31 protein-coding genes are annotated in these 24,822 nt (G+C 68.6%); 23 read left to right on the top strand and 8 right to left on the bottom strand.

Annotation, left to right across the window (positions count from 1 at the left end; all coding sequences use genetic code 11):
• The first annotated feature begins 523 nt into the window (after positions 1 to 523).
• The 12 genes from ACFSCU_RS07365 to hisG all read left to right on the top strand — a co-directional run bounded on the left by ACFSCU_RS07365 (position 524) and on the right by hisG (position 9,684).
• The gene (locus ACFSCU_RS07365; RefSeq protein ID WP_180549934.1) at positions 524 to 1,384 is read left to right on the top strand and encodes an ABC transporter ATP-binding protein; all 861 of its coding nucleotides are present in this window, start codon (positions 524 to 526) and stop codon (positions 1,382 to 1,384) included.
• On the top strand, positions 1,381 to 2,163 hold the full coding sequence (gene mlaE, locus ACFSCU_RS07370; protein ID WP_180549933.1) for a lipid asymmetry maintenance ABC transporter permease subunit MlaE: 783 nt from the start codon (positions 1,381 to 1,383) through the stop codon (positions 2,161 to 2,163). The genes ACFSCU_RS07365 and mlaE overlap by 4 nt, the downstream gene beginning before the upstream one ends.
• Positions 2,164 to 2,179: 16 nt before the next feature.
• Positions 2,180 to 2,662, top strand: coding sequence for an outer membrane lipid asymmetry maintenance protein MlaD (gene mlaD, locus ACFSCU_RS07375; protein WP_377560299.1), 483 nt, complete (start codon positions 2,180 to 2,182; stop codon positions 2,660 to 2,662).
• A gap of 105 nt (positions 2,663 to 2,767) precedes the next feature.
• Complete coding sequence (locus ACFSCU_RS07380; protein WP_377560300.1) at positions 2,768 to 3,565, top strand: MlaA family lipoprotein; 798 nt, start codon at positions 2,768 to 2,770, stop codon at positions 3,563 to 3,565.
• A 99-nt stretch (positions 3,566 to 3,664) separates the two neighbouring features.
• Positions 3,665 to 4,315 carry an MlaC/ttg2D family ABC transporter substrate-binding protein gene (locus ACFSCU_RS07385; protein ID WP_373368332.1) on the top strand — a complete coding sequence of 217 codons (651 nt, stop codon included), beginning with the start codon at positions 3,665 to 3,667 and terminating at the stop codon, positions 4,313 to 4,315.
• A gap of 5 nt (positions 4,316 to 4,320) precedes the next feature.
• On the top strand, positions 4,321 to 4,614 hold the full coding sequence (locus tag ACFSCU_RS07390; RefSeq protein WP_180549930.1) for an STAS domain-containing protein: 294 nt from the start codon (positions 4,321 to 4,323) through the stop codon (positions 4,612 to 4,614).
• Between the two features lie 78 nt (positions 4,615 to 4,692).
• Positions 4,693 to 5,652, top strand: coding sequence for an ABC transporter ATP-binding protein (locus ACFSCU_RS07395; RefSeq protein WP_180549929.1), 960 nt, complete (start codon positions 4,693 to 4,695; stop codon positions 5,650 to 5,652).
• Positions 5,649 to 6,455, top strand: a complete 807-nt coding sequence (locus tag ACFSCU_RS07400) for an ABC transporter permease (protein ID WP_257645650.1) — start codon at positions 5,649 to 5,651, stop codon at positions 6,453 to 6,455. Before ACFSCU_RS07395 ends, ACFSCU_RS07400 begins: the two co-directional genes overlap by 4 nt.
• Positions 6,456 to 6,598: 143 nt before the next feature.
• Positions 6,599 to 6,835 carry a BolA family protein gene (locus ACFSCU_RS07405; protein WP_180549928.1) on the top strand — a complete coding sequence of 79 codons (237 nt, stop codon included), beginning with the start codon at positions 6,599 to 6,601 and terminating at the stop codon, positions 6,833 to 6,835.
• 139 nt (positions 6,836 to 6,974) lie between these two features.
• Positions 6,975 to 8,279 (top strand): UDP-N-acetylglucosamine 1-carboxyvinyltransferase, encoded by a 1,305-nt coding sequence (gene murA / locus ACFSCU_RS07410; protein ID WP_180549927.1) that lies wholly within the window; start codon positions 6,975 to 6,977, stop codon positions 8,277 to 8,279.
• Positions 8,280 to 8,284: 5 nt separating this feature from the next.
• Entirely contained in the window at positions 8,285 to 8,998 is a 714-nt protein-coding gene (locus tag ACFSCU_RS07415) for an MOSC domain-containing protein (protein WP_308645784.1), read from the top strand.
• Between the two features lie 41 nt (positions 8,999 to 9,039).
• On the top strand, positions 9,040 to 9,684 hold the full coding sequence (gene hisG / locus ACFSCU_RS07420; RefSeq protein WP_180549926.1) for an ATP phosphoribosyltransferase: 645 nt from the start codon (positions 9,040 to 9,042) through the stop codon (positions 9,682 to 9,684).
• A 137-nt stretch (positions 9,685 to 9,821) separates the two neighbouring features.
• Here hisG and ACFSCU_RS07425 read toward each other — a convergent pair whose 3' ends face one another.
• The 3 genes from ACFSCU_RS07425 to ACFSCU_RS07435 are packed head-to-tail and all read right to left on the bottom strand — an operon-like array spanning position 9,822 to position 11,161.
• Positions 9,822 to 10,589: a hypothetical protein gene (locus ACFSCU_RS07425; RefSeq protein WP_377560303.1), complete on the bottom strand. Its 768-nt coding sequence runs from the start codon at positions 10,587 to 10,589 to the stop codon at positions 9,822 to 9,824.
• A 38-nt stretch (positions 10,590 to 10,627) separates the two neighbouring features.
• Positions 10,628 to 11,008, bottom strand: coding sequence for a hypothetical protein (locus ACFSCU_RS07430; protein WP_377560305.1), 381 nt, complete (start codon positions 11,006 to 11,008; stop codon positions 10,628 to 10,630).
• A 6-nt stretch (positions 11,009 to 11,014) separates the two neighbouring features.
• Positions 11,015 to 11,161, bottom strand: a complete 147-nt coding sequence (locus ACFSCU_RS07435) for a hypothetical protein (RefSeq protein ID WP_333707691.1) — start codon at positions 11,159 to 11,161, stop codon at positions 11,015 to 11,017.
• 132 nt (positions 11,162 to 11,293) lie between these two features.
• On the opposite strand from ACFSCU_RS07435, the gene hisD reads away from it, so the two are divergent.
• Positions 11,294 to 12,610: a histidinol dehydrogenase gene (gene hisD / locus ACFSCU_RS07440; RefSeq protein WP_180549922.1), complete on the top strand. Its 1,317-nt coding sequence runs from the start codon at positions 11,294 to 11,296 to the stop codon at positions 12,608 to 12,610.
• A 122-nt stretch (positions 12,611 to 12,732) separates the two neighbouring features.
• Here the strand turns inward: hisD and ACFSCU_RS07445 are convergent, their stop codons facing one another.
• The 3 genes from ACFSCU_RS07445 to ACFSCU_RS07455 form a co-directional block, all read right to left on the bottom strand.
• On the bottom strand, positions 12,733 to 13,224 hold the full coding sequence (locus ACFSCU_RS07445; RefSeq protein WP_180549921.1) for a flavodoxin family protein: 492 nt from the start codon (positions 13,222 to 13,224) through the stop codon (positions 12,733 to 12,735).
• A gap of 22 nt (positions 13,225 to 13,246) precedes the next feature.
• Positions 13,247 to 13,864: an SAM-dependent methyltransferase gene (locus ACFSCU_RS07450; RefSeq protein WP_377560306.1), complete on the bottom strand. Its 618-nt coding sequence runs from the start codon at positions 13,862 to 13,864 to the stop codon at positions 13,247 to 13,249.
• A gap of 67 nt (positions 13,865 to 13,931) precedes the next feature.
• A complete protein-coding gene (locus tag ACFSCU_RS07455; protein ID WP_180549920.1) occupies positions 13,932 to 14,516 on the bottom strand; it encodes a lipocalin family protein in 585 nt (194 codons plus the stop codon).
• A gap of 201 nt (positions 14,517 to 14,717) precedes the next feature.
• On the opposite strand from ACFSCU_RS07455, the gene ACFSCU_RS07460 reads away from it, so the two are divergent.
• On the top strand, positions 14,718 to 15,920 hold the full coding sequence (locus tag ACFSCU_RS07460; RefSeq protein ID WP_180549919.1) for an NAD(P)/FAD-dependent oxidoreductase: 1,203 nt from the start codon (positions 14,718 to 14,720) through the stop codon (positions 15,918 to 15,920).
• Positions 15,921 to 16,054: 134 nt separating this feature from the next.
• Here ACFSCU_RS07460 and ACFSCU_RS07465 read toward each other — a convergent pair whose 3' ends face one another.
• Complete coding sequence (locus ACFSCU_RS07465; RefSeq protein WP_180549918.1) at positions 16,055 to 16,453, bottom strand: hypothetical protein; 399 nt, start codon at positions 16,451 to 16,453, stop codon at positions 16,055 to 16,057.
• Between the two features lie 3 nt (positions 16,454 to 16,456).
• Complete coding sequence (locus tag ACFSCU_RS07470) at positions 16,457 to 17,608, bottom strand: hypothetical protein (protein ID WP_180549917.1); 1,152 nt, start codon at positions 17,606 to 17,608, stop codon at positions 16,457 to 16,459.
• Between the two features lie 202 nt (positions 17,609 to 17,810).
• Here ACFSCU_RS07470 and ACFSCU_RS07475 point away from each other — a divergent pair, with 202 nt between their 5' ends.
• From ACFSCU_RS07475 to hisI, 9 genes are all read left to right on the top strand, one after another.
• Positions 17,811 to 18,029, top strand: coding sequence for a CopG family transcriptional regulator (locus ACFSCU_RS07475; RefSeq protein ID WP_180549916.1), 219 nt, complete (start codon positions 17,811 to 17,813; stop codon positions 18,027 to 18,029).
• The gene (locus tag ACFSCU_RS07480; protein WP_180549915.1) at positions 18,026 to 18,484 is read left to right on the top strand and encodes a PIN domain-containing protein; all 459 of its coding nucleotides are present in this window, start codon (positions 18,026 to 18,028) and stop codon (positions 18,482 to 18,484) included. Before ACFSCU_RS07475 ends, ACFSCU_RS07480 begins: the two co-directional genes overlap by 4 nt.
• Positions 18,477 to 19,577: a histidinol-phosphate transaminase gene (gene hisC, locus ACFSCU_RS07485; protein ID WP_377560308.1), complete on the top strand. Its 1,101-nt coding sequence runs from the start codon at positions 18,477 to 18,479 to the stop codon at positions 19,575 to 19,577. The genes ACFSCU_RS07480 and hisC overlap by 8 nt, the downstream gene beginning before the upstream one ends.
• Positions 19,574 to 20,173 (top strand): imidazoleglycerol-phosphate dehydratase HisB, encoded by a 600-nt coding sequence (hisB, locus tag ACFSCU_RS07490; RefSeq protein ID WP_180549914.1) that lies wholly within the window; start codon positions 19,574 to 19,576, stop codon positions 20,171 to 20,173. The genes hisC and hisB overlap by 4 nt, the downstream gene beginning before the upstream one ends.
• A gap of 43 nt (positions 20,174 to 20,216) precedes the next feature.
• Positions 20,217 to 20,888, top strand: coding sequence for an imidazole glycerol phosphate synthase subunit HisH (gene hisH / locus ACFSCU_RS07495; protein WP_377560309.1), 672 nt, complete (start codon positions 20,217 to 20,219; stop codon positions 20,886 to 20,888).
• A gap of 84 nt (positions 20,889 to 20,972) precedes the next feature.
• Positions 20,973 to 21,722 (top strand): 1-(5-phosphoribosyl)-5-[(5-phosphoribosylamino)methylideneamino]imidazole-4-carboxamide isomerase, encoded by a 750-nt coding sequence (gene hisA / locus ACFSCU_RS07500; protein WP_180549913.1) that lies wholly within the window; start codon positions 20,973 to 20,975, stop codon positions 21,720 to 21,722.
• Positions 21,723 to 21,730: 8 nt separating this feature from the next.
• Positions 21,731 to 22,510, top strand: coding sequence for an imidazole glycerol phosphate synthase subunit HisF (gene hisF / locus ACFSCU_RS07505; protein WP_180549912.1), 780 nt, complete (start codon positions 21,731 to 21,733; stop codon positions 22,508 to 22,510).
• A 202-nt stretch (positions 22,511 to 22,712) separates the two neighbouring features.
• On the top strand, positions 22,713 to 24,041 hold the full coding sequence (gene gdhA / locus ACFSCU_RS07510) for an NADP-specific glutamate dehydrogenase (protein ID WP_333706872.1): 1,329 nt from the start codon (positions 22,713 to 22,715) through the stop codon (positions 24,039 to 24,041).
• A 391-nt stretch (positions 24,042 to 24,432) separates the two neighbouring features.
• Positions 24,433 to 24,822, top strand: coding sequence for a phosphoribosyl-AMP cyclohydrolase (gene hisI, locus ACFSCU_RS07515; RefSeq protein WP_180549911.1), 390 nt, complete (start codon positions 24,433 to 24,435; stop codon positions 24,820 to 24,822).

Raw genomic sequence — 24,822 nt, forward strand, 5'->3', positions numbered from 1 at the left:
AGTAGCAAGTTTCATCGACAGGACATGGCTGCCTGCTGGCGGCGGGGCTGGGGGCGCGGCGGCTGCGGCGCGCGGGATGGCGTGCCGCCGGTGGGCGCAGTGGTGCGCGAGAAGGTGGATGCTACTGAATAAATAGTGGCTTGCGCTTGTTGGGGCTTGATTTCAAAATAAAAGTGTCTGAAATCGTTGTGTGGCGGGCGCGAGCAGCTATGAATATTCAACCTGCGTTACCCTCACCCCAACCCTCTCCCGCCGGCGGGAGAGGGCGCAAGACGGCACGCCGCGCGACGCAGCGGCGCTGCACTGAACCACCAGCCCTTCGCCCGCACGGCCCGGCGCCGTCGAACGCGAGGCCCAGGCGGCGCCAACCCAGCTGGCTTGCTTCGATAAATGTAGCGACTTGCGCATGCTGGCAAGGGGTTTCGTGCCGATTCGAGGCTGAGGTGGCGCGCGGCCAACGTTGCTGAAATCCCTTATGATGGCGGGCCGAGCCGGTTGTCATGCCGGCTCTGTCTTTTTGACGATGTCATCGCCTTCTTCCATCGCAGTGCCCTCTGTTCCGGCGTCGGGTGCCGCATCGACCGACGCCCTGGTCGAGCTGCGCGACGTGACCTTTGGTTATGGCACGCGCCCGGTGCTGAGCGGGCTGTCGCTGGCGGTGCCGCGCGGCAAGGTGACGGCGCTGATGGGCGCCTCGGGCGGCGGCAAGACGACGGTGCTGCGCCTGATCGGCGGGCAGCAGCGCGCGCAGCAGGGGCAGGTGCTGTTCGACGGCAAGGACATCGGCCCGATGGACGAGGCCCAGCTGTACGCCGCGCGCCGGCGCATGGGCATGCTGTTCCAGTTCGGCGCGCTGTTCACCGACCTGAGCGTGTTCGAGAACGTGGCCTTTCCGCTGCGCGAGCACACCAAACTGCCCGAGGCGCTGATCCGCGACATCGTGCTGATGAAGCTGGACGCCGTGGGCCTGCGCGGCGCGCGCGATCTGATGCCGGGGCAGATCTCCGGCGGCATGGCGCGGCGTGTGGCGCTGGCGCGGGCCATCGCACTGGACCCTGAACTGGTGATGTACGACGAGCCGTTCGCCGGGCTGGATCCGATCTCGCTTGGCACCGCGGCCAAGTTGATCCGCCAGCTCAACGACGCGCTGGGCATCACCAGCATCGTGGTGTCGCACGACGTGCAGGAGACTTTCCTCATCGCCGACCAGGTGATCATCCTGGCCGACGGCAAGGTGGCCGCGCAGGGCACGCCGGACGAGGTGCGCGCCAGCAGCGACCCGCTGATCCGCCAGTTCGTCGGCATGGACATGGAGGGCCCGGTGGAGTTTCATTACCCCGGCCCCACGGTGGAGCAGGACTTTGGCATCGAGGTGGCCCGATGAGCTGGTGGCGCCCGTCCGACGTCGGCTTCGCCACGCGCCGCGCGCTGGCCGATGTGGGCTACGCCGCGCGCTTCTTCTGGCGCCTGGTCGCGCTGCTGGGGCCGACGCTGCGGCGCTTCTCGCTGGTGCGCGACCAGATCCACTTCCTGGGCAACTATTCGCTGGCCATCATCGCGGTGTCGGGGCTGTTCGTCGGCTTCGTGCTGGCGCTGCAGGGCTACAACATCCTGCAGCGCTACGGCTCGGCCGAGGCGGTGGGGCTGATGGTGGCGCTGTCGCTGCTGCGCGAACTGGGGCCGGTGGTCACCGCGCTGCTGTTTGCCGGGCGCGCAGGCACGTCGCTGACGGCCGAGATCGGCCTGATGAAGTCGGGCGAGCAGTTCAGCGCCATGGAGATGATGGCGGTGGACCCGGTGCAGCGCATCATCGCGCCGCGCTTCTGGGCCGGCATCATCGTCATGCCGCTGTTGACGGCGGTGTTCAACGCGGTGGGCGTGCTGGGTGGCTGGATCGTCAGCGTGCCGATGATCGGCGTCGACCCCGGTGCCTTCTGGAGCCAGATGCAGGGCGGCGTGGACATCTTCTCCGACCTGGGCAACGGGGTGATCAAGAGCGTGGCCTTCGGCATCACCGTGACCTTCGTGGCCCTGCTGCAAGGCTACATGGCCAAGCCCACGGCCGACGGCGTGGCGCGCGCCACCACTCGCACGGTGGTGATGGCGTCCTTGATGGTGCTGGGGCTGGACTTCCTGCTCACGGCGCTGATGTTTTCCTATTGATGTGAGGGCGAGCTAGATGGAACGCTCCAAGAATGATCTCTGGGTCGGCCTGTTCGTGATGATCGGGCTGGCGGCGCTGGTGTTTCTGGCGCTGCAGGCGGCCAACCTGCTGTCGCTGAACTTCCAGTCCACCTACCGCATCACGGCGCAGTTCGACAACATCGGCGGCCTGAAGCCCAAGGCGGCGGTGCGCAGCGGCGGCGTGGTGGTGGGGCGCGTGGCGGGCATCAGCTTCGACGACGAGCGCTACCAGGCCCGGATCGACCTGGACATGGACGCGCGCTTCAAGTTTCCGAAGGACAGCTCGCTCAAGATCCTCACCAGCGGCCTGCTGGGCGAGCAGTACATCGGCGTGGAGGCCGGCGCGGCCGAGGACAACCTGGCCGCCGGCGATAATGTGACCAGCACGCAGTCGGCCGTGGTGCTGGAGAACCTGATCAGCCAGTTTCTCTTCAACAGCGCGGCCAATGCCGCATCCCCCGACAAGGGTGGAAAGTAGGCCGCCGGTGGGGTTCAATCACGCCTTCGGCAGCCGCAGGCCGCCAGCCAGCGCTGGCGCGCCGCAAGCAGCCAGCGACACCGCGAAAGCAACAGGGGTATTTCAATGAGCAAGCAAAGCATGGGCGCCAGGCAGCGCGTGCAAGGTCTGGCTGGTGCCGTGGCGCTGGTGTTGCTGGCCGGCTGCGCCAGTGCCCCCGGCGCCGATCCGCGCGACCCGTGGGAGCGCTACAACCGCAGCATGTACAGCTTCAACGAGGCGGTGGACACGGCCGTGCTCAAGCCCGTGGCCACGGCCTACCGCGACGTGCTGCCGCAACCGGTGCGCACGGGGGTGAGCAACTTCTTCGGCAACCTGGGCGATGCCTGGTCCTTCGTGAACAACATCCTGCAGGCCAAGCCCGAGGGCGCGCTGCACTCGTTCTGGCGCGTCGTCATCAACAGCACCATGGGGCTGGGCGGCGTGCTGGATCCGGCGACCGAGATGCGACTGCAGCGCCACCGTGAGGACTTCGGCCAGACCCTGGGCTACTGGGGCGTGCCGGCGGGGCCGTATTTCGTGCTGCCGCTGTTCGGACCGTCGACGCTGCGCGACGCCGCGGCGCTGCCGGTCGATGCGTACGGCAGCGCGGTCGGCCACGTCAACGATGTGTCGGTGCGCAATTCGCTGATCGGTGTGAACGTCATCCAGACCCGCGCCAGCCTGCTGACGACGACCGACTTTCTTGAATCCGCCGCGCTCGACAAGTACAGCTTCCAGCGCGACGCCTTCCTGCAGAAGCGCCGCAACGAGATCCACGACGGCAACCCGCCGCAGGACGAGGAGCGCTACGACCTGGAAGAAGAGGGCGGGGCCGCGCCGGCACCCGCTGGCTCTGATGCCGCCCCGCAGCCGGCCCGCTAGCACAACTTGTAACAGCGCTGGGGAACCCCTGGGGCGCGGCAGATTCAAAATGCCAAGGGCGCCGGGGTGCGCCGTCCCGAGAAAGACAGACCGATGAAGATTGCCGATCGCCGTTCCTTTGTCCGTTTCACCGCCGGTGCGCTGGGCGCGCTGGCCATGGCGGGTGCCGCGCCGTGGGCGCAGGCGGCCGACGAGGCCCCCAACGCCATGATGACCCGCGTCAGCAACGAGGTGCTGGAACTGATCAAGGGCGACGCGGCGCTGCAGGGTGGCGACATCAACCGCATCATGTCCGTGGTGGATTCCAAGGTCATGCCCTACGTGAACTTCACGCGCATGACCGCCTCGGCCACCGGCCCGGCCTGGCGCAAGGCCACGCCCGAGCAGCGCCAGCGCCTGCAGAGCGAGTTCAAGACCTTGCTGGTGCACACCTACGCGGGCGCGCTGCGCCAGGTGAAGAACCAGAGCGTCGAGGTACTGCCGCTGCGCGGCGCGCCGACCGACAAGGAAGTGGTGGTGCGCACCCTCATCCGCGGCCAGGGCGACCCGGTGCAGGTCGACTACCGCATGGAGAAGACGCCCGGCCAGGGCGCAGGCTGGAAGATCTACGACCTGAACGTGGTCGGCGTGTGGCTGGTCGACAACTACCGCCCGCAGTTCGCGCAGCAGATCAATGCCGGCGGCGTCGATGCGCTGATCAGGTCGCTGTCCGAGCGCAACCAGAGCAACGCCGCCAGCGGCAAGACCTGACCGCCATGCTGGTGCTGCCCGCCGAACTGACGCACGCCCAGGCGCCCACCTGCCTGAACATGCTGCTGAAGGCCGCGCGGGCCGAGAGCGAGCCGCAGGTGCTGGTCGACGCCACGGCGCTGACGCGTTTCGATTCGTCCGCCCTGGCGGTGCTGCTGGAGTGCCGGCGCGAATGCCTGCAGGACGGCAAGCGCTTTGCCGTGCGCGGCCTGGCGCCGCGGCTGCGTGAGCTGGCCGGGCTGTACGGCATCTCGGCCCTGCTACCCGATCCCGCCCTGCCCGAGGACACCGCGGCCTGAAAGAGCCTGCGCCCCCAGGGGCTGGGCCGGTTGCGCACCACGCGGAACGGCCCAAAATCGTAAAATGGCCGGTTGCCTATGCCTGCCATCTCCTTTCAGTCGGTGTCCAAGGTCTATCCGGCCGCGGGCAAATCCGGCGCCGCTCCCCTGAAAGCCCTCGACAACGTCAGCTTCGACATCGAAGAAGGCGAATTCTTCGGCCTGCTCGGCCCCAACGGCGCGGGCAAGACGACGCTGATCTCCATCCTGGCCGGCCTGGCGCGCGCCACGGCCGGCACCGTCAAGGTGCATGGCTACGACGTGCAGCAGGACTTCATGCAGGCGCGCCGCCACCTCGGCATCGTGCCGCAGGAGCTGGTGTTCGACCCCTTCTTCACCGTGCGCGAGGCGCTGCGCTTCCAGTCCGGCTACTTCGGCCTGCACCGCAACGACGACTGGATCGACGAGCTGCTGTCCGGCCTGGGCCTGGCCGACAAGGCCAGGGCCAACATGCGCCAGCTCTCTGGCGGTATGAAGCGCCGCGTGCTGGTGGCGCAGGCGCTGGTGCACAAGCCGCCCGTCATCGTGCTCGACGAGCCCACCGCCGGCGTCGACGTGGAACTGCGCCAGACGCTGTGGCAGTTCGTCGCCGCGCTCAACCGCAAGGGCCACACCGTGCTGCTGACCACGCACTACCTGGAAGAGGCCGAGGCCCTGTGCCAGCGCCTGGCCATGCTCAAGAAGGGCCAGGTCATCGCGCTGGAGCGCACCAGCACGCTGCTGAACAACGCCACCGCCAACGTGCTGTATTTCAAGACCGACAACGCCCTGCCGCCCGAGCTGGCCGCGCAGGCGCGCACCACCGGCCGCATCGTCGAGTTGCCGGCCAGCGGCCCGGCCGAGATCGAGGCCCACCTGGCCGCGCTGCGCCAGGCCGGCGTGGCGGTCGAAGACCTGGAAATCCGCAAGGCCGACCTGGAGGACGTGTTCATCCAGTTGATGAACGCGCCCGCCATCGCCACGCCGCCGCCAACCACCACCGCAGGAGTGCTGTCATGAACGAATCGGTGATGCGCACCACGCACCTGCAGGCCCTGCCGGCGCCCAACGACGGCTGGAAGATGCTGCTGAAGAAGGAGGTGCTGCGCTTCTGGCGCGTGGCCTTCCAGACCATCGCCGCGCCGGTGCTCACCGCCGTGCTGTACCTGCTGATCTTCGGCCACGTGCTCAGCGACCGCGTGCAGGTGTACCCCGGCGTCAGCTACGTCGCCTTTCTGGTGCCCGGCTTGGTGATGATGAGCGTGCTGCAGAACGCGTTTGCCAACAGCGCCTCCAGCCTGGTGCAGAGCAAGATCATGGGCAACCTGGTGTTCACGCTGCTCACGCCGCTGTCGGCCTGGCACTGGTTTGTGGCCTACGTGGGCGCCGCCGTGCTGCGCGGGCTGCTGGTGGGGCTGGGCGTGTACCTCGTCACGCTGCTGTATGCGCCGCCGCGCGCCGCCTCGCTGCCCTGGGTGCTGGTGTTCGCGCTGCTGGGCGCGGGGCTGATGGGCGTGCTGGGCCTGCTGGCCGGGCTGTGGGCCGACAAGTTCGACCAGATGGCCGTGTTCCAGAACTTCATCGTCATGCCCATGACCTTCCTCGCCGGCGTGTTCTATTCCATCCATTCGCTGCCCGGCTTCTGGCAGACGATCAGCCACTTCAACCCGTTCTTCTACATGATCGACGGCTTCCGCTACGGCTTCTTCGGCGTCAGCGACGTGTCGCCCTGGCTCAGCCTGGGCGTGGCTGGCTCGGCGGTGGCGCTGGTGTCGGCGCTGACGCTGTACCTGCTGAAGACCGGCTACAAGCTGCGCGGCTAAGGTCGTGGGTGCCGGGCGCAAGCAAGCCGGTGCTCATGAATTGAGAGTGGCTTGCGCCCGCCAGTTGGTTGTTTCAAGCGAAAAACATTTGAAACCATTGATTGACAAGCGCAAGCAGCTATTATTTTGATAACCCCCCCGACATGACCGCTGACCAACTCAAAGCCCTCATCGCCGCCGGCATGGCCTGCGAGCACCTCGAAGTCGAAGGCGACGGCCGCCACTGGTTCGCCACCATCGTCTCGCCCGAGTTCGAGGGCAAGCGCCCCATCGCGCGCCACCAGCGCGTGTACGCCACGCTGGGCGAGCGCCTGAAAACCGACGAGGTGCATGCGCTGTCGATGAAGACGCTGACCCCTGCCGAATGGGCAGCCAAATGAAATCCCCCCTGAGTCGCCTGCGGCGCCTTCCCCCCGCAGGGGGGACGCACCCAGTGGCCGGCGCAGGTCCGGCCACGGGTGCTCGCGCCTGGCCTGCGCTGCGGCCTCTCGATATCCACCGAGCCTTTTCAATCCAGCCATGGACAAACTCCTGATCCGCGGTGGCCGCCCGTTGCGCGGCGAAGTCACCATCTCCGGCGCCAAGAACGCCGCGCTGCCCGAGATGTGCGCCACGCTGCTGACCGACGAGCCGGTCAAGCTGACCAACGTGCCGCGCCTGCAGGACGTGCGCACCATGCGCAAGCTGCTCGACAACATGGGCGTGCAGACCGAGACGCACGGCGAGCGCGGCGGCATGAGCTTTCACGCCGCCGAGCCGATCACGCCCGAGGCGCCCTACGAGCTGGTCAAGACCATGCGCGCGGCGGTGCTGGTGCTGGGGCCGCTGCTGGCGCGCTTTGGCCGTGCCAAGGTGTCGCTGCCCGGCGGCTGCGCCATCGGCTCGCGCCCGGTCGACCAGCACATCAAGGGCCTGCAGGCCATGGGCGCCCTGATCGACGTGGAGCACGGCTACATGGTCGCGCGCCTGCCCGACGGCGCCACGCGCCTGAAGGGCGCGCGCATCACCACCGACATGGTCACGGTGACCGGCACCGAGAACTTTCTTATGGCCGCCTGCCTGGCCGAGGGCGAGACGGTGCTGGAGAACGCCGCGCAAGAGCCCGAGATCGTCGACCTGGCCGAGATGCTCATCAAGATGGGCGCGCAGATCGAAGGCCACGGCAGCAGCCGCATTCGCATCCAGGGCGTGGAGCGCCTGCGCGGCTGCGAGCACGAGGTGGTGGCCGACCGCATCGAGGCCGGCACCTTCCTGTGCGCCGTGGCGGCCTGCGGCGGCGACGTGACGCTGCAGCACGCCTGCGCGCACCACCTCGACGCCGTGGTCGAGAAGCTGCGCGACGCCGGTGCCGAGATCGAGGCCATCGGCGGCCCCGACTGCCAGGGCGGCCCCAAGGCGCACGCCATCCACGTGCGCAGCCTGGGCGGCCGCGCGCTCAAGGGGCAGAGCTTTCGCACCACCGAATACCCGGGCTTTCCCACCGACATGCAGGCGCAGTTCATGGCGCTCAACTGCGTGGCCTCGGGCTCCAGCATGGTCACCGAGACCATCTTCGAGAACCGCTTCATGCACGTCAACGAACTGGTGCGCCTGGGCGCCAGTATCCACGTTGACGGCCGCACGGCCATGATTGACGGCGTGCAGCAGCTCAGCGGCGCCACCGTGATGGCCACCGACCTGCGTGCCTCGGCCTCGCTGGTCATCGCCGGCTTGGTGGCCGACGGCGAGACGCTGGTCGACCGCATCTACCACCTGGACCGCGGCTACGACCAGATGGAAGAGAAACTGCGCGCCATCGGCGCCGACATCGAGCGCGTGCGCTGACGGCGGTGACGGCACGCAGCGCAGCCCCCGTCATCGGCCAGGTGCGCGCCGTGCTGACCGGGCGCGCCGTGCCCTACACGCGGCCAGGCACCTTCAGCGCCATCGACAAGCAGTCCGTGAGCGGCCCCGTCGCCGTGGGGGCCGAATCGCTGGCCGGCGACGAACAGGGCGACCGCCGCGTGCACGGCGGGCCCGACAAGGCGGTGCACGTCTACCCATGGGCGCATTACGCGATCTGGCGCAGCGAGCTGGGCGACCGGCCGCTGCTGGCCGCGCCCGGCGCCTTCGGCGAGAACCTGAGCGTCGATGGCCTGGATGAGCAGAGCGTGTGCCTGGGCGACGAATGGCAGATCGGCAGCGCACGCTTCGCCGTCAGCCAAGGCCGCCAGCCGTGCTGGAAGCTGAACGACCGCTTTGGCGAGCCCCACATGGCGCGCCGGGTGCAGGACACTGGCCGCACCGGCTGGTACCTGCGCGTGCTGGCGCAGGGCAGCCTGCAGGCGGACGATCCTGTGGTGTTGATCACCCGCCCGCACCCCGACTGGCCGCTGGACCGCGTGGCCACCCTGATCCGCCAGCGCGTGTGCGAACCCGCCACGCTGCACGCCGTGCTGGCTCTGCCGTTGCCGCCCTCGTGGCGCAAGCTGTTCGAGCGCCGGCTGGAACAGGGCGCCGCCGAAGACTGGGCGCCGCGCTTGCACGGACCGGCGCGACAATAGTGGGCATCGACGACGACAAGTTCGCTAGAAGGAAACCCATCGTGATCACCCTGGCTTTGTCCAAAGGCCGCATCTTCGACGAGACCCTGCCGCTGCTGGCCGCGGCGGGCATCGAGGTGCTGGAAGACCCCGAGAAGTCGCGCAAGCTCATCCTGCCCACCAACCAGGAGGGCGTGCGCGTGGTGCTGGTGCGCGCCACCGACGTGCCCACCTACGTCGAATACGGCGGCGCCGACATCGGCGTGACCGGCAAGGACGTGCTGATCGAGCACGGCGGCGCCGGCCTGTACCAGCCGCTGGACCTGCAGATCGCCCAGTGCCACATGGCCGTGGCCGCGCCCGCCGGCTTTGATTACCAGAAGGCCGTGCGCCAGGGCAGCCGCATCACCGTGGCCACCAAGTACACGACGATTGCGCGCAACTTCTTTGCCGAGAAGGGCGTGCACGTCGACCTGATCAAGCTCTACGGCAGCATGGAGCTGGCCCCGCTCACCGGCATGGCCGACGCCATCGTCGATCTGGTCAGCACCGGCAAGACGCTGAAGGCCAACAACCTGGTCGAGGTCGAGCACATCATGGACATCAGCTCGCGCCTGGTGGTCAACCAGGCGGCGCTCAAGCTCAAGACGGCGGCCATCCGCACGATCATCGACGCCTTCGCGCAGGCGATGCACCAGCCGGCGTGAGCGCGCGTGGATGGCGCTAAAAAGGCGGGGATATCAAGATACTCCCCTTTATCCTGTTCGCCAGCGCCCGGCTGACGGGCGCTGAAGGCATATACTCCCCCTTATGGATTGACCGCTGATCAGCGCCGGCGCGGCCTTCACCGACCCGCCATCAGATCGATCACGCGTCCCGTGTAGCCATCGCGCACGTATTCCATCCACGGGTCGTATTCCAGCGTCTGGTTGAACCTGAAGTCCTTCGGGCGGCGGTAGCGCTCCAGCACCAGCGCTTCCATGTCCATCATGCAGGGTGCGCGCTGCTCGCCGAGCGGCGGCGTGAACAGCACCACGCGCCGCGCCGAGAACATGGGCTGCGGCCCCCGGCTGGCGCGCGCCATGTCCAGGCCCCAGCGCCATTCGCTGCGCCCGGTCATCGCCACCTGGCCCAGCAGCGTGGCCACGTCCAGCACCACGCTGAAGATCGCGTCGTCGCCGGTGCGGGCGCTCATGGCCCAGTGGCTGTCGCTCAGATGCTCGGGCCGGTAGGGCCGATCAGGCCAGCAGGCGCGTGTCCACGCGATCAGCCGCGCCACCAATTCCTTGGCCTCGTCCAGCGAAGCAACCGGCCGCTGCAGGTCGGCCGGCAGCGCCAGCCCGGTGTCGGCCGCCAGCGCGCGCAGGGCGTGCAGCCGCTCGGGCACCGAGCGCCGAAACCAGTCCAGGTTGTGCTGCGCCTGCTCGGGCGTGATATGCCCGCCCAGGCCACGATGCGGCGGCACGTGGGCGGGGTAATGGGCCAGGGCCAGGCGGAACACGGCCTTCAGGTCGGGCGGTGCGTCTGCCGGGGCTGGGGTGCGTCTTGGGGTGAGCTTTTTCAGCCAGTCGAGCATGGCGTTGGCGCGCGGCGGGTGATGCGTCAAGGCCATCATCTTGCCGCATCACGATGTCGAAACCGGACCGGCTTTCAGTGTCGGATGGAGCCGAGCAACGCGATGTCCGCCGATGGCGCCCACCAGCCCACGCTGAGTCCGTCGCCGTGGGGGATGACGGCGCCGCGGCACGGCAGGGGCCAGCGGATCGTCTGCGGGTGCATCAGTGCGTCGTGCGCAAAGCCCCAGACCAGCGCCACCTGAGCGTCGTCAAGCCAAACGTCGCTCCCCATGGCGTGCATGAGGTCGCTGATCGAGAGCTGGGTCAGGCGGCGCGAGGGCACCTCAAGCAGCGCTGCCGATTGTCTTTGCTGATCACACAGGCGCATCAGTGCCGCGGCACGATCAAGCCAGTCGAAGGCCAGCGCTGGCAGATATTCCCCACCTTCGAGCCAGGTGCGTTCGTCGGCAGCCAACTGCGCTCAATCGAGCTGCCACAGCAGGGTTTGCGCATCTTCACCACAGGCGACCAGAGCCTGCAACGGCTTGGGGGCAGAGTTCAGCAGCCGAGACCGGAAAGCCAGTGCCGCGCTGCGAGGCTCGATCCAGATGATGTCACCATCGTCCATGACGACGAGTGTGCCACGCAGGCCCTGCTGGCGCGCCCGCTCAGGAATCCCGGGTGAGACAATAACCCGCTGGCCCGCAGCACACGGCGGGCGCTGTTGACTGTAGCCGCCCGCCGTGGCGCCATGATGACCATGTCCCTCTCCGCCAAGCCTCTTCGCCTTTCCACCACGCAGCCTGACTTCGAGGCGCAGTTCACCGCCCGCCTGCACTGGAGCGCCGAGCAGGACGATGCCATCGAGCAGCGCGTGAAGGACATCCTGGCCGACGTGCGCACGCGCGGCGATGCGGCGGTGCTGGAATACACGGCGCGCTTTGACGGGCTGGCCGCTGCGTCGATGGCCGAGCTGGAACTGACCGCCGCCGAACTGAAGGCCGCCTTCGACAGCCTGCCCGCCGAACAGCGCGGCGCGCTGCAGCAGGCCGCCGCGCGCATCCGCCGCTACCACGAGTGGCAGAAAACCCAGGGCGGCGAGACCGCCACCTACCGCGACGAAGACGGCACGTTGCTGGGCCAGAAGGTCACGCCGCTGGACCGCGTGGGCATCTACGTGCCCGGCGGCAAGGCGGCCTACCCGAGCAGCGTGCTGATGAACGCCATCCCGGCGCACGTGGCGGGCGTGGGCGAGATCATCATGGTGGTGCCGACGCCGAAAGGTGAGAAGAACCCGCTGGTGCTGGCCGCCGCGCACGTGGCGGGCGTCAGCCGCGCCTTCACCCTCGGCGGTGCTCAGGCGATCGGCGCGCTGGCCTACGGCACGCAGACGGTGCCGAAGGTGGACAAGATCACCGGCCCCGGCAACGCCTACGTGGCCAGCGCCAAGAAGCACGTGTTCGGCACCGTGGGCATCGACATGATCGCCGGCCCCAGCGAAATCCTGGTGCTGGCCGACGGCAGCACGCCGCCCGAGTGGGTGGCGATGGACCTGTTCAGCCAGGCCGAGCACGATGAGCTGGCGCAGTCCATCCTGCTGTGCCCCGACGCCGCCTACATCGACGCCGTGCAGCGCGAAATCGACCGCCTGCTGCCCACCCTGCCGCGCGCCGAGATCATCGCCAAGAGCCTGAACGGCCGCGGCGCGCTGATCCACACGCGCAGCATGGAAGAAGCCTGCGACATCAGCAACCGCATCGCGCCCGAACACCTGGAGGTGAGCAGCCGCGACCCGCACCAGTGGGAGCCGCTGCTGCGCCACGCCGGCGCCATCTTCCTCGGCGCCTACACCAGCGAAAGCCTGGGCGACTACTGCGCCGGCCCCAACCACGTGCTGCCCACCAGCGGCACAGCGCGCTTCTCAGGCCCCTTGAGCGTGTACGACTTCCAGAAGCGCACCAGCCTGATCGAGGTCAGCGAAGCCGGCGCGCAGCAACTGGGCCGCATCGCCAGCGTGCTGGCGCATGGCGAGGGCCTGCAGGCGCATGCGCGGGCGGCGGAGATGCGCTTGCGTTGAGCCGGGGCGCGCGAGCCGCGTCGGAATCCCTTCGGGGTTCCGACCTGCGATCAAGATAGGGGGGTATATGCCGTCAGCGCTTGATGGTCAGGCGCTGGCGGATGGGTATGAGGGGAGTATGTTCAAAACACCCCCATCGCCACCCCCGCCGCCAGCGCTGCACCCAGCTCCTCCGTGCGTTGCAGTTCCTCCGGCGGAATGCGCTTCGGCGCCAGGATCGCCTCCGGCGTCTGCGCGTGGGTGCAGACGATGAGTGGCGGTGCGGCGGGCTTCAGGCGCCAGCCGGTGGCGATGCGTTCGATCTGCCGTGCGGCGTTGCTGCCGTCGCTGCCGGCGCAGATCAGCGTGGCATAGGGGCGGCCTTCGATGCGCCCCAACACCGGGTAGTAGCAGCGGTCGAAGAAGTCCTTCATCAGCCCGGCGATGGCGGCCAGGTTCTCGGGGCAGGCGAACAGGTAGGCGTCGGCCGCCAGCACGTCGTCCGGCCCGGCCTGCGGTGCGGTCAGCAGGCGCACGTGCACGCCGGCCTCGCTCTGCGCGCCGCGCGCGGCGGCGTGCGCCAGCTGCTCGGTGCCGCCGGTCATCGAGTGGTAAACGATGAGCAGGGTTTTCACGGCGGCCCCCCCTTGTTCAGCCTCAGCGCTGGCCGATCCAGCGCGTGACCTTGGCCGGCCCCTGGTGGCCCGAGCCTTCGTCGAGCACGGCGTCGGTCTCTTCCGCCAGCAGTTCGGTCATGTCGGCGAAGTCGGCGCGCAGCATGGCCAGCGTGTAGAGCATGGCCACGTCCTTGGGGCCGCCGCTGCTCAAGGGCAGTTGATCGGGGTGGAAGGCTTCGAGGATCAGCAGCCCGCCGGGCCCCAACGCCTGCACCAGCTTGCGGTGCACCGGCGCGCGCAGCGCCGGCGGCAGGTGCAGGTAGATGGCGACCACGGCGTCGAAGCTGGCCGGCTCGGGCTGCCACGCGCCCAGGTCGGCGTGGGTGGTGTGCAGCGTCACGCCGCGGCGGCGCGCCAGGTCCTGCGCGCGTTCCAGGCCGACGGCCGAGCCGTCGATGCTGAATGCGGCGTGGCCGCGCTCGGCCAGCCACACGCCGTTGCGGCCTTCGCCGTCGCCCGGCAGCAGGATGCGCGAGGCGGGTGCCAGGCGCGCGGCCTGCGCGACGAGGAAGGCATTGGGCTGCTCGCCGTACTTGAAGTCGGCGGTGGCGCGGTAGTTCTGGTCCCAGACGGACGGGTGAGGGGTGTTGTTGGTCATGCGGCCGATTCTGCCCCCGCACCCAAGGCCCTGCAGGCGTGCCGGCTTGCCTGCGGTGGGGCGCCGCTCAGCGCGGCAGTTTGCGGCGCGGCAGATCGCCCCGCAGGCCGGCGGTGTTGCGCCGCTGGTCCACCCACAGCAGGCGGCCGGTGTCGAAGCCGGCGGCGCGCGCCTGCTCCAGCAGCGTGGCGCGCACGCTGGGGCGGATTTGCGGCGTGCGCGACAGCAGCCACAGGTAGTCGTGCGTGGGGCCGCTGACCAGGGCGTGCTGGTAATCGTCGTCCAGCGCGAACACGATGTAGCTGGCGCGCACCGGCCAGAAGAAGCTGACCTGCAGCTGCGCCGCGCCGGCGGCACCGGTGACCGGGCTGGCCGTGGCGCGGGCCTCGCGCCAGCGGCCGCTGGCCGGGTGGTAGCCGCGGTTGACGACCTGCACGCGCCCGCCCGGCAGCGGCCGGTAGTCGGCGCTGGTGTTGGTCAGGCCGTGCTCGTAGGAGTGCTCGATGCGCGCGATCTCGTACCAGCGGCCGAGGTAGCGCGTCAGGCTGAACGGGCGCACGGGCTCGACACCGGCCGGCCGGCCCAGTTGCTGGGTCAGCCGGTACAGGGCCCAGCCGCCAGCGCCGAGCAATGCGAGTGATCTCAGTCTCATCTGGGGCGCCAGCATAGCCGCGCCGCCGCGCCGTGGGTGTAGGTGCAGGCCGCAACATACTCCCCTTGGGGGAGGCGGGCGGTGCAGGTGGGGCCGGCGCAACGCCCTGGGGTTGTCAGCCCAATCGGCCCTCAGCGCCCGCCCTGTCTTTGCAGGAAGCTATCAATAACATAGTTACATGATGCCCCCAGAATAGCACCCATGAGCGACGACCATGTGGTGATCATCGGCGGCGGCGCCGTCGGCAGCAGCATTGCGCGCTACCTGACGCGGCCCGCCAGCCAGGCCGCGCGCCCCTGCCGCGTGACGGTGCTGGAGCGCGACTTCAGCTACGCGCGCGCCTCGTCGGCGCTGTCGGCGTCGTCGATCCGGCAGCAGTTCTCCACCGCGATCAACATGGCCATCTCGGCCTACGGCATCGGCGTGCTGCGCGATGCGGCGCGCGAGCTGGCCGTGCCGGGCGAGCCGCCGCCGCAGATCGGCCTGCACGAAGGCGGCTACCTGTACCTGGCCACGCCGGCGGGCGAGGGCGTGCTGCGCGACAACCACGCGCGGCAGCGCGCCAGCGGGGCCGATGTGGCGCTGCTGTCGCCGGCCGAGCTGCAGGCGCGCTTTCCGTGGCTCGCCACCGAGGGCATCGCGCTCGGCTCGCTCGGCCTGTCGGGCGAGGGCTGGTTCGACGGCTACAGCCTGCTGCAGGCCTTTCGCGCCCAGGCGCGGGCGCAGGGCGCTCGCTACGTGCCCGCCGAGGCGGTGGGCTTCGAGATGGCAAGCCGGGGCTCGCGCCCGTCCATCGGGCGCGTGCAGCTATCGAATGGAGAGCATGTCGACGCCAGCGTGGTGGTCAACGCGGCCGGCCCCTGGGCGCGCCACGTGGCGGCGTGGGCCGGCATCGCGCTGCCGGTGGTGGCGCGGCGGCGCACGGTGTTCCACGTCAGCTGCCCCGTGCCGCTGCCACGCTGCCCGCTGCTGATCGATCCTTCCGGCATCTGGCTGCGGCCCGAGGGCGCGGGCTTCATCACCGGCTTTGCGCCGCCGCCCGATCAGGACGGCGACGACCTGCCGCTGGACGAGCCCGACCATGCGGCGTTCGAGGCCTTCGTCTGGCCCACGCTGGCCGCGCGCATCCCGGCCTTCGAGGCGCTGCGGCTGCACCGCGCCTGGGCCGGCTATTACGAGATGAACGGGTTCGACCACAACGCCATCGTCGGCCCGCACCCGGCGTGCGACAACCTGATCTTCGCCAACGGCTTCTCGGGCCACGGCCTGCAGCAGTCGCCCGCCGTGGGGTGCGGCGTGGCCGAGTGGATTGCGCACGGCGGCTACCGCACGCTGGATTTGTCGCCGCTGGGCTGGGCGCGCGTGCTGGAGAACCGGCCGCTGCAGGAGCAGTGTGTGATCTGAAGCCGCTTCACGAGGCGGCACGCAGCACATACTCCCCATCATACAGGCCGCCAGCTCCCGTCTGACGGGCGCTGGCAAGGCATACTCCCCTGTATCTGCTTGCGGGCCATGGCTGCCGGCGCCCGCCTGGCCGCTCAGCTTGCCGCGGCGATGCGGATGCGGATGAAGGCGGCGAAGTCCTCGCCAACCACGTCCTTGCTGAAGTTGGTGGGGTCGATCTCGACGATGCGCCAGCCGTCGGCGCTGTCGAAGCCGCAGTTGGTGCCGGCGAAGTCGTCGCCGAACAGCCACACGCCCTGCAGGCCGTCGGGCGTTTCGCCGAACACCTCGTCGGGCGCCAGCAGGCCGCCGTAGAGCATGAACGAAGCCTCGCCCAGCTCGCCAAAGCCCAGCGTGGTGAGAAAGTCGATATAGCCCTCGGGCGCCTGCGGGTGCGCCGCGCGCAGGCGCGCCAGCGCGTCGGAGGGCAGAGGCGTGAGCTTGTCCAGGGGCGGCTGCCCCTGGTCGGCTGCAAGGTCGTCGAACTGGCTCATGGGTCAGGGGAAAACTTGGCTGCCGGGCCCGCCCGCGCGGTGGATGCCCTGCTGGTGCTGGTCGGGAAAGCGCGCCGGGTGCATGTTCCACCACTCGTTGGGGCCGCCGTAGCTGCTCTCGATGATGTGGTGCGCATCATAAGGTTGGCCCGCGCGGCGCACCAGCGTGCCGTTCTTCGAGTACAGGTCTTCGGTGTAGCGCGGCCAGCTCTTGCCGGTTTGCGTTTCCCACTGGGCGATCAGGTCGTTCTTGACCTTGTTGAACTGGGCGCGGTGCGCCTTCGAATCGGCGGTGGACAGGCGTGTGTAGTCCTTCTTGTCCAGCGCGGCGTCGATCAGCTTCTGCTGCTTGGCGCCGACGGCCATGCCGGTCTGCGCCTTGATGTCGTCGATGTACTTGCCCCAGGCCGGCTGCGCGCCGACACGGCTGGCGGCTGCGGCGGCGCGGGTGGTGGCGCTGGCGGGCACGTCGTCGGCGGCCTTCAGGGCCTGGCGCGCGGCGGCGTCGGACTCTTTGGCGAAGATGCCGGTCAGCTCTTTCAGCGTGGCGATCTGCTTGCGCGCGCTGTCGGGCAGCTTGTCCAGCGGCAGCTTGGCGATGGCGTCGGCAATGCCCTTGACGGCGGGCGCCAGCGCCTCGCGCAGGGCCGGGTTGGCGCGCGCGGCGTCGATGGCCTTGGCCATGGTCTGCGCGTATTTGCCGAGCTTGCCCAGCTTGGCCGCATCGCCGATGTAGGGGACCATGCTGATCGCGCTCAGGCCCGCGCCCAGCCAGTCGCCCCGGCCGAGGGAGATCAGCGTGTTGGCGCCGTCCGAGATCGGCGTGGGGTCGAAGAAGCCGGCGATGTCGAGACCGATCTGCGTCAGGTCCAGCGCCAGGTCGGCGTCGATGCCGGGCTTGGCGCGCGGCGGCTGGCCGATCTGGCGGCTTACGTCATCCAGATCGCGCGGCGACAGGTGCGGGGCCAGCTCGTTCAGCAGCTGCTGGCGTGCGCCGTCGGGTGCGCGCTTCAGCTGCTGCGCCAGTTGGGCGGGGTTGACGACGCCGAGCGTGGTGGCGCCGTCCAGCGCCTGCCGGGCGGCGGGCGACAGCGCCTGGGCCGCGTGCCCAGCCAGCGCGCCGCCGCGCCCGATGGAGGTGGGGTTGATCGACATGGCTTTTGGATCCGTGCCCCGCCGGTGCGAAGCCTTGACGTGTATTGCAGCGCAGCCAGCGCGCGCCCGCCATCCGGCGCGTTACGAGCTGGTAAGCGCCCCAGCTGGGGTCGATACCAGGGGCTTCGTCATCAAGCGGTCATGCACCACAAGTGAGAACACGAAATTCGTGCAACACGAATTTCGTGTAAACTCGCGCCCCATGAAGAACGTCACCATCACGGTCGAGGACAGCGTACTCGAATGGGTGCGTGTCGAAGCCGCCAAGCGCGGCAGCAGCGTGTCGCGCCTGGTGGGCGAGATGCTGGCCGAGAAGATGCGCCAGGAAGACGCCTACGCGCAGGCCATGCGCAGCGCGCTGCGCTTCGAATCCTGGGGCGCCAGCGACGGCCCCTACCTGCGGCTGAGTGAGATCCAATGACCGCGCCCTTGGTCTTCGTCGACACCCCGGTGCTGCTGCGCACCGCCGACGACCGCGACCCGGACCGCCAGGCGCGTGCGCGCGAATGGCTGCGCTGGTGCTGGACGCAGCGCGCCGGCCGCATCAGCACCCAGGTGCTGAACGAGCTGTACCACAACGCCATCACGCGCTTTCGCAGCGTGATGCCGGTGCAGCAGGCGCGCGCCCAGGTGCGCAACCTGCGCCAGTGGCAGCCGCCGCACCTCGACACCTACGTGATCGACGGCGCCTGGGCGCTGCAGGACCGCCACGCGCTGGGCTACTGGGACGCGCTGATCGTGTCCTCGGCCCAGCAGCAGGGCTGCCGCTACCTGCTGAGCGAAGACCTGCCGCACCAGCAGCGCTTCGAAACCGTGCAGGTGCTCAACCCCTACCTTGTCGGCCCCGACCAACTGCCCGCCACGCCAGATGACTGAAACCACCGCCCCCAACCCCCTCGCCCGCATCCGCCAGGACGTGCAATCCATGCACGCCTACGCGGTACAGGACTCGACCGGCATGCTGAAGATGGACGCGATGGAGAACCCCCATCGTCTGCCGCCCGAACTGCAGGCGGAACTGGGCCGGCGCCTCGGCGAGGTCGCCATCAACCGCTACCCCGGCGCGCGCGTCGACGAGCTGAAGGCCGCGCTGCACGCCTGGGCGCAGCCGCCCGAAGGCTGGTCGCTGATGCTGGGCAACGGCTCGGACGAGCTCATCAGCCTGCTGGCCATGGCCTGCGACATTCCGGGCGCCAGCATCGTGGCGCCGGTGCCGGGCTTCGTGATGTACCCGATGAGCGCGCAACTGCAGGGCCTGGCCTTCCACGGCGTGCCGCTCACGGCCGACTTCGCGCTGGATGAGGCGGCGATGCTCGCCGCCATCGCCCAGCACAAGCCTGCCATCCTGTACCTGGCCTACCCCAACAACCCCACGGGCACGCTGTGGGACGCGGGCGTGATCGAGCGCCTGATCGCCGCGCAGGGCGCACAGGGCGGCCTGGTGGTGATGGACGAGGCCTACCAGCCCTTCGCCGCGCGCAGCTGGATCGAGAACGCACGCGCCGCGCCGGAAAAGCACCGCCACGTGCTTGTCATGCGCACCCTCAGCAAGTTCGGCCTGGCGGGCGTGCGCATCGGCTACATGCTGGGCGATGCGGGCCTGATCGCCGAAATCGACAAGGTGCGCCCGCCCTACAACATCAGCGTGTTGAACGCCGAATGCGCGCTGTTCGCCATCGAGCACGCCGACGTGTTCGCGGCGCAGGCGGCCGACATCCGCGCCGAGCGCGCCCGGCTGATCGACGCGCTGGCCAGGCTGCCCGGGGTGATGCCCTTCCCCAGCGAAGGCAACATGCTGCTGGTGCGCGTGCCTGATGCCGTGAAGGCGTTCGACGGCATGAAGGCGCGCCGCGTCCTGATCAAGAACGTTTCTAAAATGCACCCGCTGCTGGCCAACTGCGTGCGTCTCACGGTGGGCACCGCCGACGAGAACGCGCAGATGCTGGCCGCGCTTGAAGCCTCGCTATGACCATTGAAGCACGCACCGCCACCGTTTCGCGCGATACTGCCGAGACCAAGATCACCGTCACCCTCAACCTGGACGGCACCGGACAGTCGAAGCTGGCCACCGGGATCGGCTTTTTCGACCACATGCTGGACCAGATCGCGCGCCACGGCCTGATCGACCTCGACGTGCAGTGCAAGGGCGACCTGCACATCGACGGCCACCACACCGTGGAAGACGTGGGCATCTGCATCGGCCAGGCCGTGCGCCAGGCCGTGGGCGACAAGAAGGGGCTGACCCGCTACGGCCACAGCTACGTGCCGCTGGACGAGGCGCTGTCGCGCGTGGTGGTGGACTTCTCCGGCCGCCCCGGCTTGGCGCTGAACGCCCAGTTCACCGCCGGCATGATCGGCCAGCTCGACACGCAGTTGATCCACGAGTTCTTCCAGGGCTTCGTCAACCACGCCCACGTCACGCTGCACATCGACAACCTGAAGGGCATCAACGCCCACCACCAGGCCGAGACCATCTTCAAGGCCTTCGGCCGCGCGCTGCGCATGGCGCTCACGCCCGACCCGCGCATGGCCGGCACCGTGCCCTCGACCAAGGGCGTTTTATAAGTCAAATAGGCCTCCAGCGCTTATCCATCAAGCGCGATCAGCTATGAATTCAGTAGTAAACCAGACGGTGGCCGTGGTCGATTACGGCATGGGCAACCTGCGCTCGGTGGCGCAGGCGGTGATCCATGCGACCACCGACACGCACGTCAACGCCGTCATCACCAGCAGCCCGCAGCAGGTGCGCGACGCCCACCGCGTGGTGCTGCCAGGGCAGGGCGCCATGGCCGACTGCATGCGCGAACTGCGCGAATCCGGCCTGCTCGAATCGGTGCTGGAGGCCGCGGCCACCAAGCCGCTGTTCGGCGTCTGCGTCGGCATGCAGATGCTGCTGGACCACAGCGCCGAAGGCCGCACCGCCGCCGGCACGCCGGGCCTGGGGCTGATCGCCGGCGAGGTGATCCGGTTCGACCTGGCCGGCCAGCTCGCGCCCGACGGCAGCCGCTACAAGGTGCCGCAGATGGGCTGGAACCGCGTGCACCAACGCCGCCCGCACCCGGTGTGGGGCGGCGTGCCCGACGGCGAATGGTTCTACTTCGTGCACAGCTTCTACGCCCGTCCGCTTGATCCACGTCACAGCGTGGGCGAAACCGAGTACGGCGCGCGCTTTACCTCGGCGGTGGCACGCGATAATATTTTTGCCACCCAGTTCCACCCTGAAAAGAGCGCCGACCAGGGCTTGGCGCTGTACCGCAACTTCCTGCATTGGAACCCCTGATCGACCACCCTCGATCGCTGCAACATCAGTAGCTGCTGGCGCAATATCCACGGCCTCTGAGCCTCAATTCATCCACATTTCACCATGCTGATCATTCCCGCCATCGACTTGAAAGACGGGCATTGCGTGCGCCTGAAACAGGGCGACATGGACCAGGTCACCACCTTCAGCGAAAGCCCGGCCGACATGGCCGCGCACTGGCTGGCGCAGGGCGCGCGCCGCCTGCACCTGGTGGATTTGAACGGCGCCTTCGCCGGCAAGCCGCAGAACCTGGCGGCCATCAAGGCGATCCTGAAGGCCGTGGGCGACGAGATTCCGGTGCAGCTGGGCGGCGGCATCCGCGACCTGGACACGATCGAGAAGTACATCGACGCCGGCCTGCGCTACGTCATCATCGGCACGGCGGCGGTGAAGAACCCAGGCTTTCTGAAGGACGCCTGCACCGCTTTCGGCGGCCACATCATCGTCGGCCTCGACGCCAAGGACGGCAAGGTGGCCACCGACGGCTGGAGCAAGATGACCGGCCACGAGGTGGGCGACCTGGCGAAGAAGTTCGAGGACTGGGGCGTCGACAGTATCATCTACACCGACATCGGCCGCGACGGCATGCTGTCCGGCATCAACATCGATGCCACCGTGAAGCTGGCGCAGGCCTCCACCATTCCGGTCATCGCCTCGGGCGGCCTGTCGAACATGGCCGACATCGACGCGCTGTGCGCGGTGGAAGACGAGGGCGTCGAGGGCGTCATCGCCGGCCGCGCCATCTACACCGGCGACCTCGACTTCGCCGCCGCGCAGGCCCGCGCCGACGAACTGAACGGCGACCCCGCCTGAACCACACCATGCTCGCCAAACGCATCATTCCCTGCCTCGACGTCAACGGCGGCCGCGTCGTCAAGGGCGTCAATTTCGTCGAACTGCGCGACGCGGGCGACCCGGTGGAAATCGCCGCGCGCTACAACGAACAGGGCGCGGACGAACTGACCTTTCTCGACATCACCGCCACCAGCGACGGGCGCGACCTGATCCTGCCCATCATCGAGGCCGTGGCTTCCCAGGTGTTCATCCCGCTCACCGTGGGTGGCGGCGTGCGCACGGTGGACGACGTGCGGCGCCTGCTGAACGCCGGTGCCGACAAGACCAGCTTCAACTCGGCCGCCATCGCCACCCCGCAGGTGATCCGCGATGCCTCGGCCAAGTACGGCGCGCAGTGCATCGTGGTCGCCATCGACGCCAAGCGCCGCGTGGGCGACGAGGTGGCGGCGCGCGGCGAGGGCTGGGACGTGTACAGCCACGGCGGGCGCCAGAACACCGGGCTGGATGCCGTCGAGTGGGCGAAGAAGATGGCCGAGCACGGCGCCGGCGAGATCCTGCTGACCAGCATGGACAAGGATGGCACCAGGAGCGGCTTCGACCTGGCGCTGACCCGCGCCGTGGCCGACGCCGTGCCGGTGCCGGTGATCGCCTCGGGCGGCGTGGGCAACCTCGACCACCTGGCCGATGGCGTGCAGATCGGCGGCGCCGACGCGGTGCTGGCGGCCAGCATCTTCCACTACGGCGAATACACGATTGCGCAGGCCAAGCAGCACATGGCCGCGCGCGGCATCGCGGTGCGCCTGTAGCGCGGCGGCTGGTGCTGCTGCTTTTTGCGTCAAAATAAGCCCCTGGCCAACCGCCAGACAGCGCCGGTCGCTATCAAAAACAAAGCGTCCGCCCTTTGTCTTCCGTCAGGAAACGCAGGGAGGACTTGGTGCATGATCGTCTGCTGAGCCGATGGCCATGCCGAACCCATCGAAGGAGCCCCCATTGAAGACATCCGCCAGCATGAATGAATTCCTGCGCCAGATCGAGCAGCGCGACCCCCTTCAGCCAGAGTTCCTGCAGGCGGTGCGTGAAGTGATGATGTCGCTGTGGCCGTTTCTGGAGAAGCACCCCAGGTACCGCGAACACGGCCTGCTGGAGCGCCTGTGCGAGCCCGACCGCGTGATCCAGTTCCGCGTCGCCTGGGTCGACGACAAGGGCAAGACGCAGGTCAACCGCGCCTTCCGCGTGCAGCACAGCATGGCCATCGGCCCCTACAAGGGCGGCATGCGCTTTCACCCCAGCGTGAACCAGTCGATCCTCAAGTTTCTGGCTTTCGAGCAGACCTTCAAGAACGCGCTGACCACGCTGCCCATGGGCGGCGGCAAGGGCGGCTCCGACTTCGATCCCAAGGGCAAGAGCGACGGCGAGGTGATGCGCTTCTGCCAGGCGCTGATGGCCGAGCTGTACCGCCACCTGGGCGCCGACACCGACGTGCCCGCCGGCGACATCGGCGTGGGCGCGCGCGAGGTCGGCTTCATGGCCGGCATGATGAAGAAGCTGAGCAACGATGCCGGCAGCGTGTTCACCGGCAAGGGCATCGCCTACGGCGGCAGCCTGATGCGGCCCGAGGCCACTGGCTACGGCACGGTGTACTTCGCGCAGGAGATGCTGCGGCGCAAGCAGATGGGCTTCGAGGACCGGGCCGTGAGCATCTCCGGCTCGGGCAACGTGGCGCAGTACGCCGCCGCCAAGGCGATGGAGCTGGGCGCCAAGGTCGTCACCCTGTCCGACTCCGATGGCACCCTGGTGTGCGAGGGCGGCCTGAGCGAAGGCATGCTGCAGGACGTGATGGATTTCAAGAACGTGCAGCGCGGCCGCCTGAAGGATTTTGCCAAGCAGCACAAGCTGAAGTTCGAGGCCGGCAAGCGCCCCTGGCACGTGCCGGTCGATATCGCGCTGCCCTGCGCCACGCAGAACGAGCTGGACGCCGAAGACGCCAGGCATTTGATCGCCAACGGCGTGGTGTGCGTGGCCGAGGGCGCCAACATGCCCAGCACGCTGGAGGCGGTGGACTGCTTCCTCGAGGCCGGCACGCTGTACGCACCCGGCAAGGCCAGCAACGCCGGCGGCGTGGCCACTTCGGGCCTGGAGATGAGCCAGAACGCCATGCGCCTGTCGTGGACGCACAGCGAGGTCGACCTGCGCCTGCACGAGATCATGAAGGACATCCACGGCAACTGCGTTCGCCACGGCGAGCGCAGCGACGGCACGGTGAATTACGTGGAAGGCGCCAACATCGCCGGCTTCGTGAAGATCGCCGACGCCATGCTGGCGCAGGGCGTGCTGTAGCCCACCCCCAGGCTGCACACGCTTCGCGTTGTTTCGCCACCCCCCTCGAGGGGGCATCGCCGATGGCCGGTGCAAGCCCGGCCATGGCGATCGCTGGCGTGGCCTGCTCCGCGGCCATTCGATCCCGATGGATTCAGCAAGCCGGGTAGGTCGGAACCGCGCAGCGATTCCGACGGATGGCACCCGATGCCGTGCGTCTGCGGGCACACTCTGGACGGCCATGTGGCCATATACTCCCCTGTATAGCGGCTGCCAGCGCCCAGTAGACGGTCGCTAACGCTGCATACTCCCCATGTTTGATGTGTGCCTGCGCGCACTGCCTGCTGGCAACCTGACCGCGGCGCTGCCGCGGCTTGCCGGCCGCGTCATCTGAATCACCGACAATGCGGACATGAACTGGCTCGACGAAGTGAAGTGGGACGCGCAGGGCCTGGTGCCCGTGATCGCGCAGGAGCAGGGCACGGGCGACGTGCTGATGTTCGCCTGGATGAACCGCGAGGCGCTGCAGAAGACCGCCGAGCTGGGCCGCGCCGTGTACTACAGCCGCTCGCGCGGCAAGCTCTGGTTCAAGGGCGAGGAGTCGGGCCACGTGCAGACGGTGCACGAAGTCCGCATCGACTGCGATGCCGACGTGGTGCTGCTGAAGGTGACGCAGCTCGGGCACGAGCCCGGCATCGCCTGCCACACGGGGCGCCACAGCTGCTTCTTCAGCGTGCTGAAGGACGGCGCCTGGCAGGCGGTGGAGCCGGTCTTGAAAGATCCCGAGTCGATCTACAAATAA

The organism is Ottowia beijingensis, assembly GCF_042680925.1.
Classification (GTDB): Bacteria; Pseudomonadota; Gammaproteobacteria; order Burkholderiales; family Burkholderiaceae_C; genus Ottowia; species Ottowia beijingensis.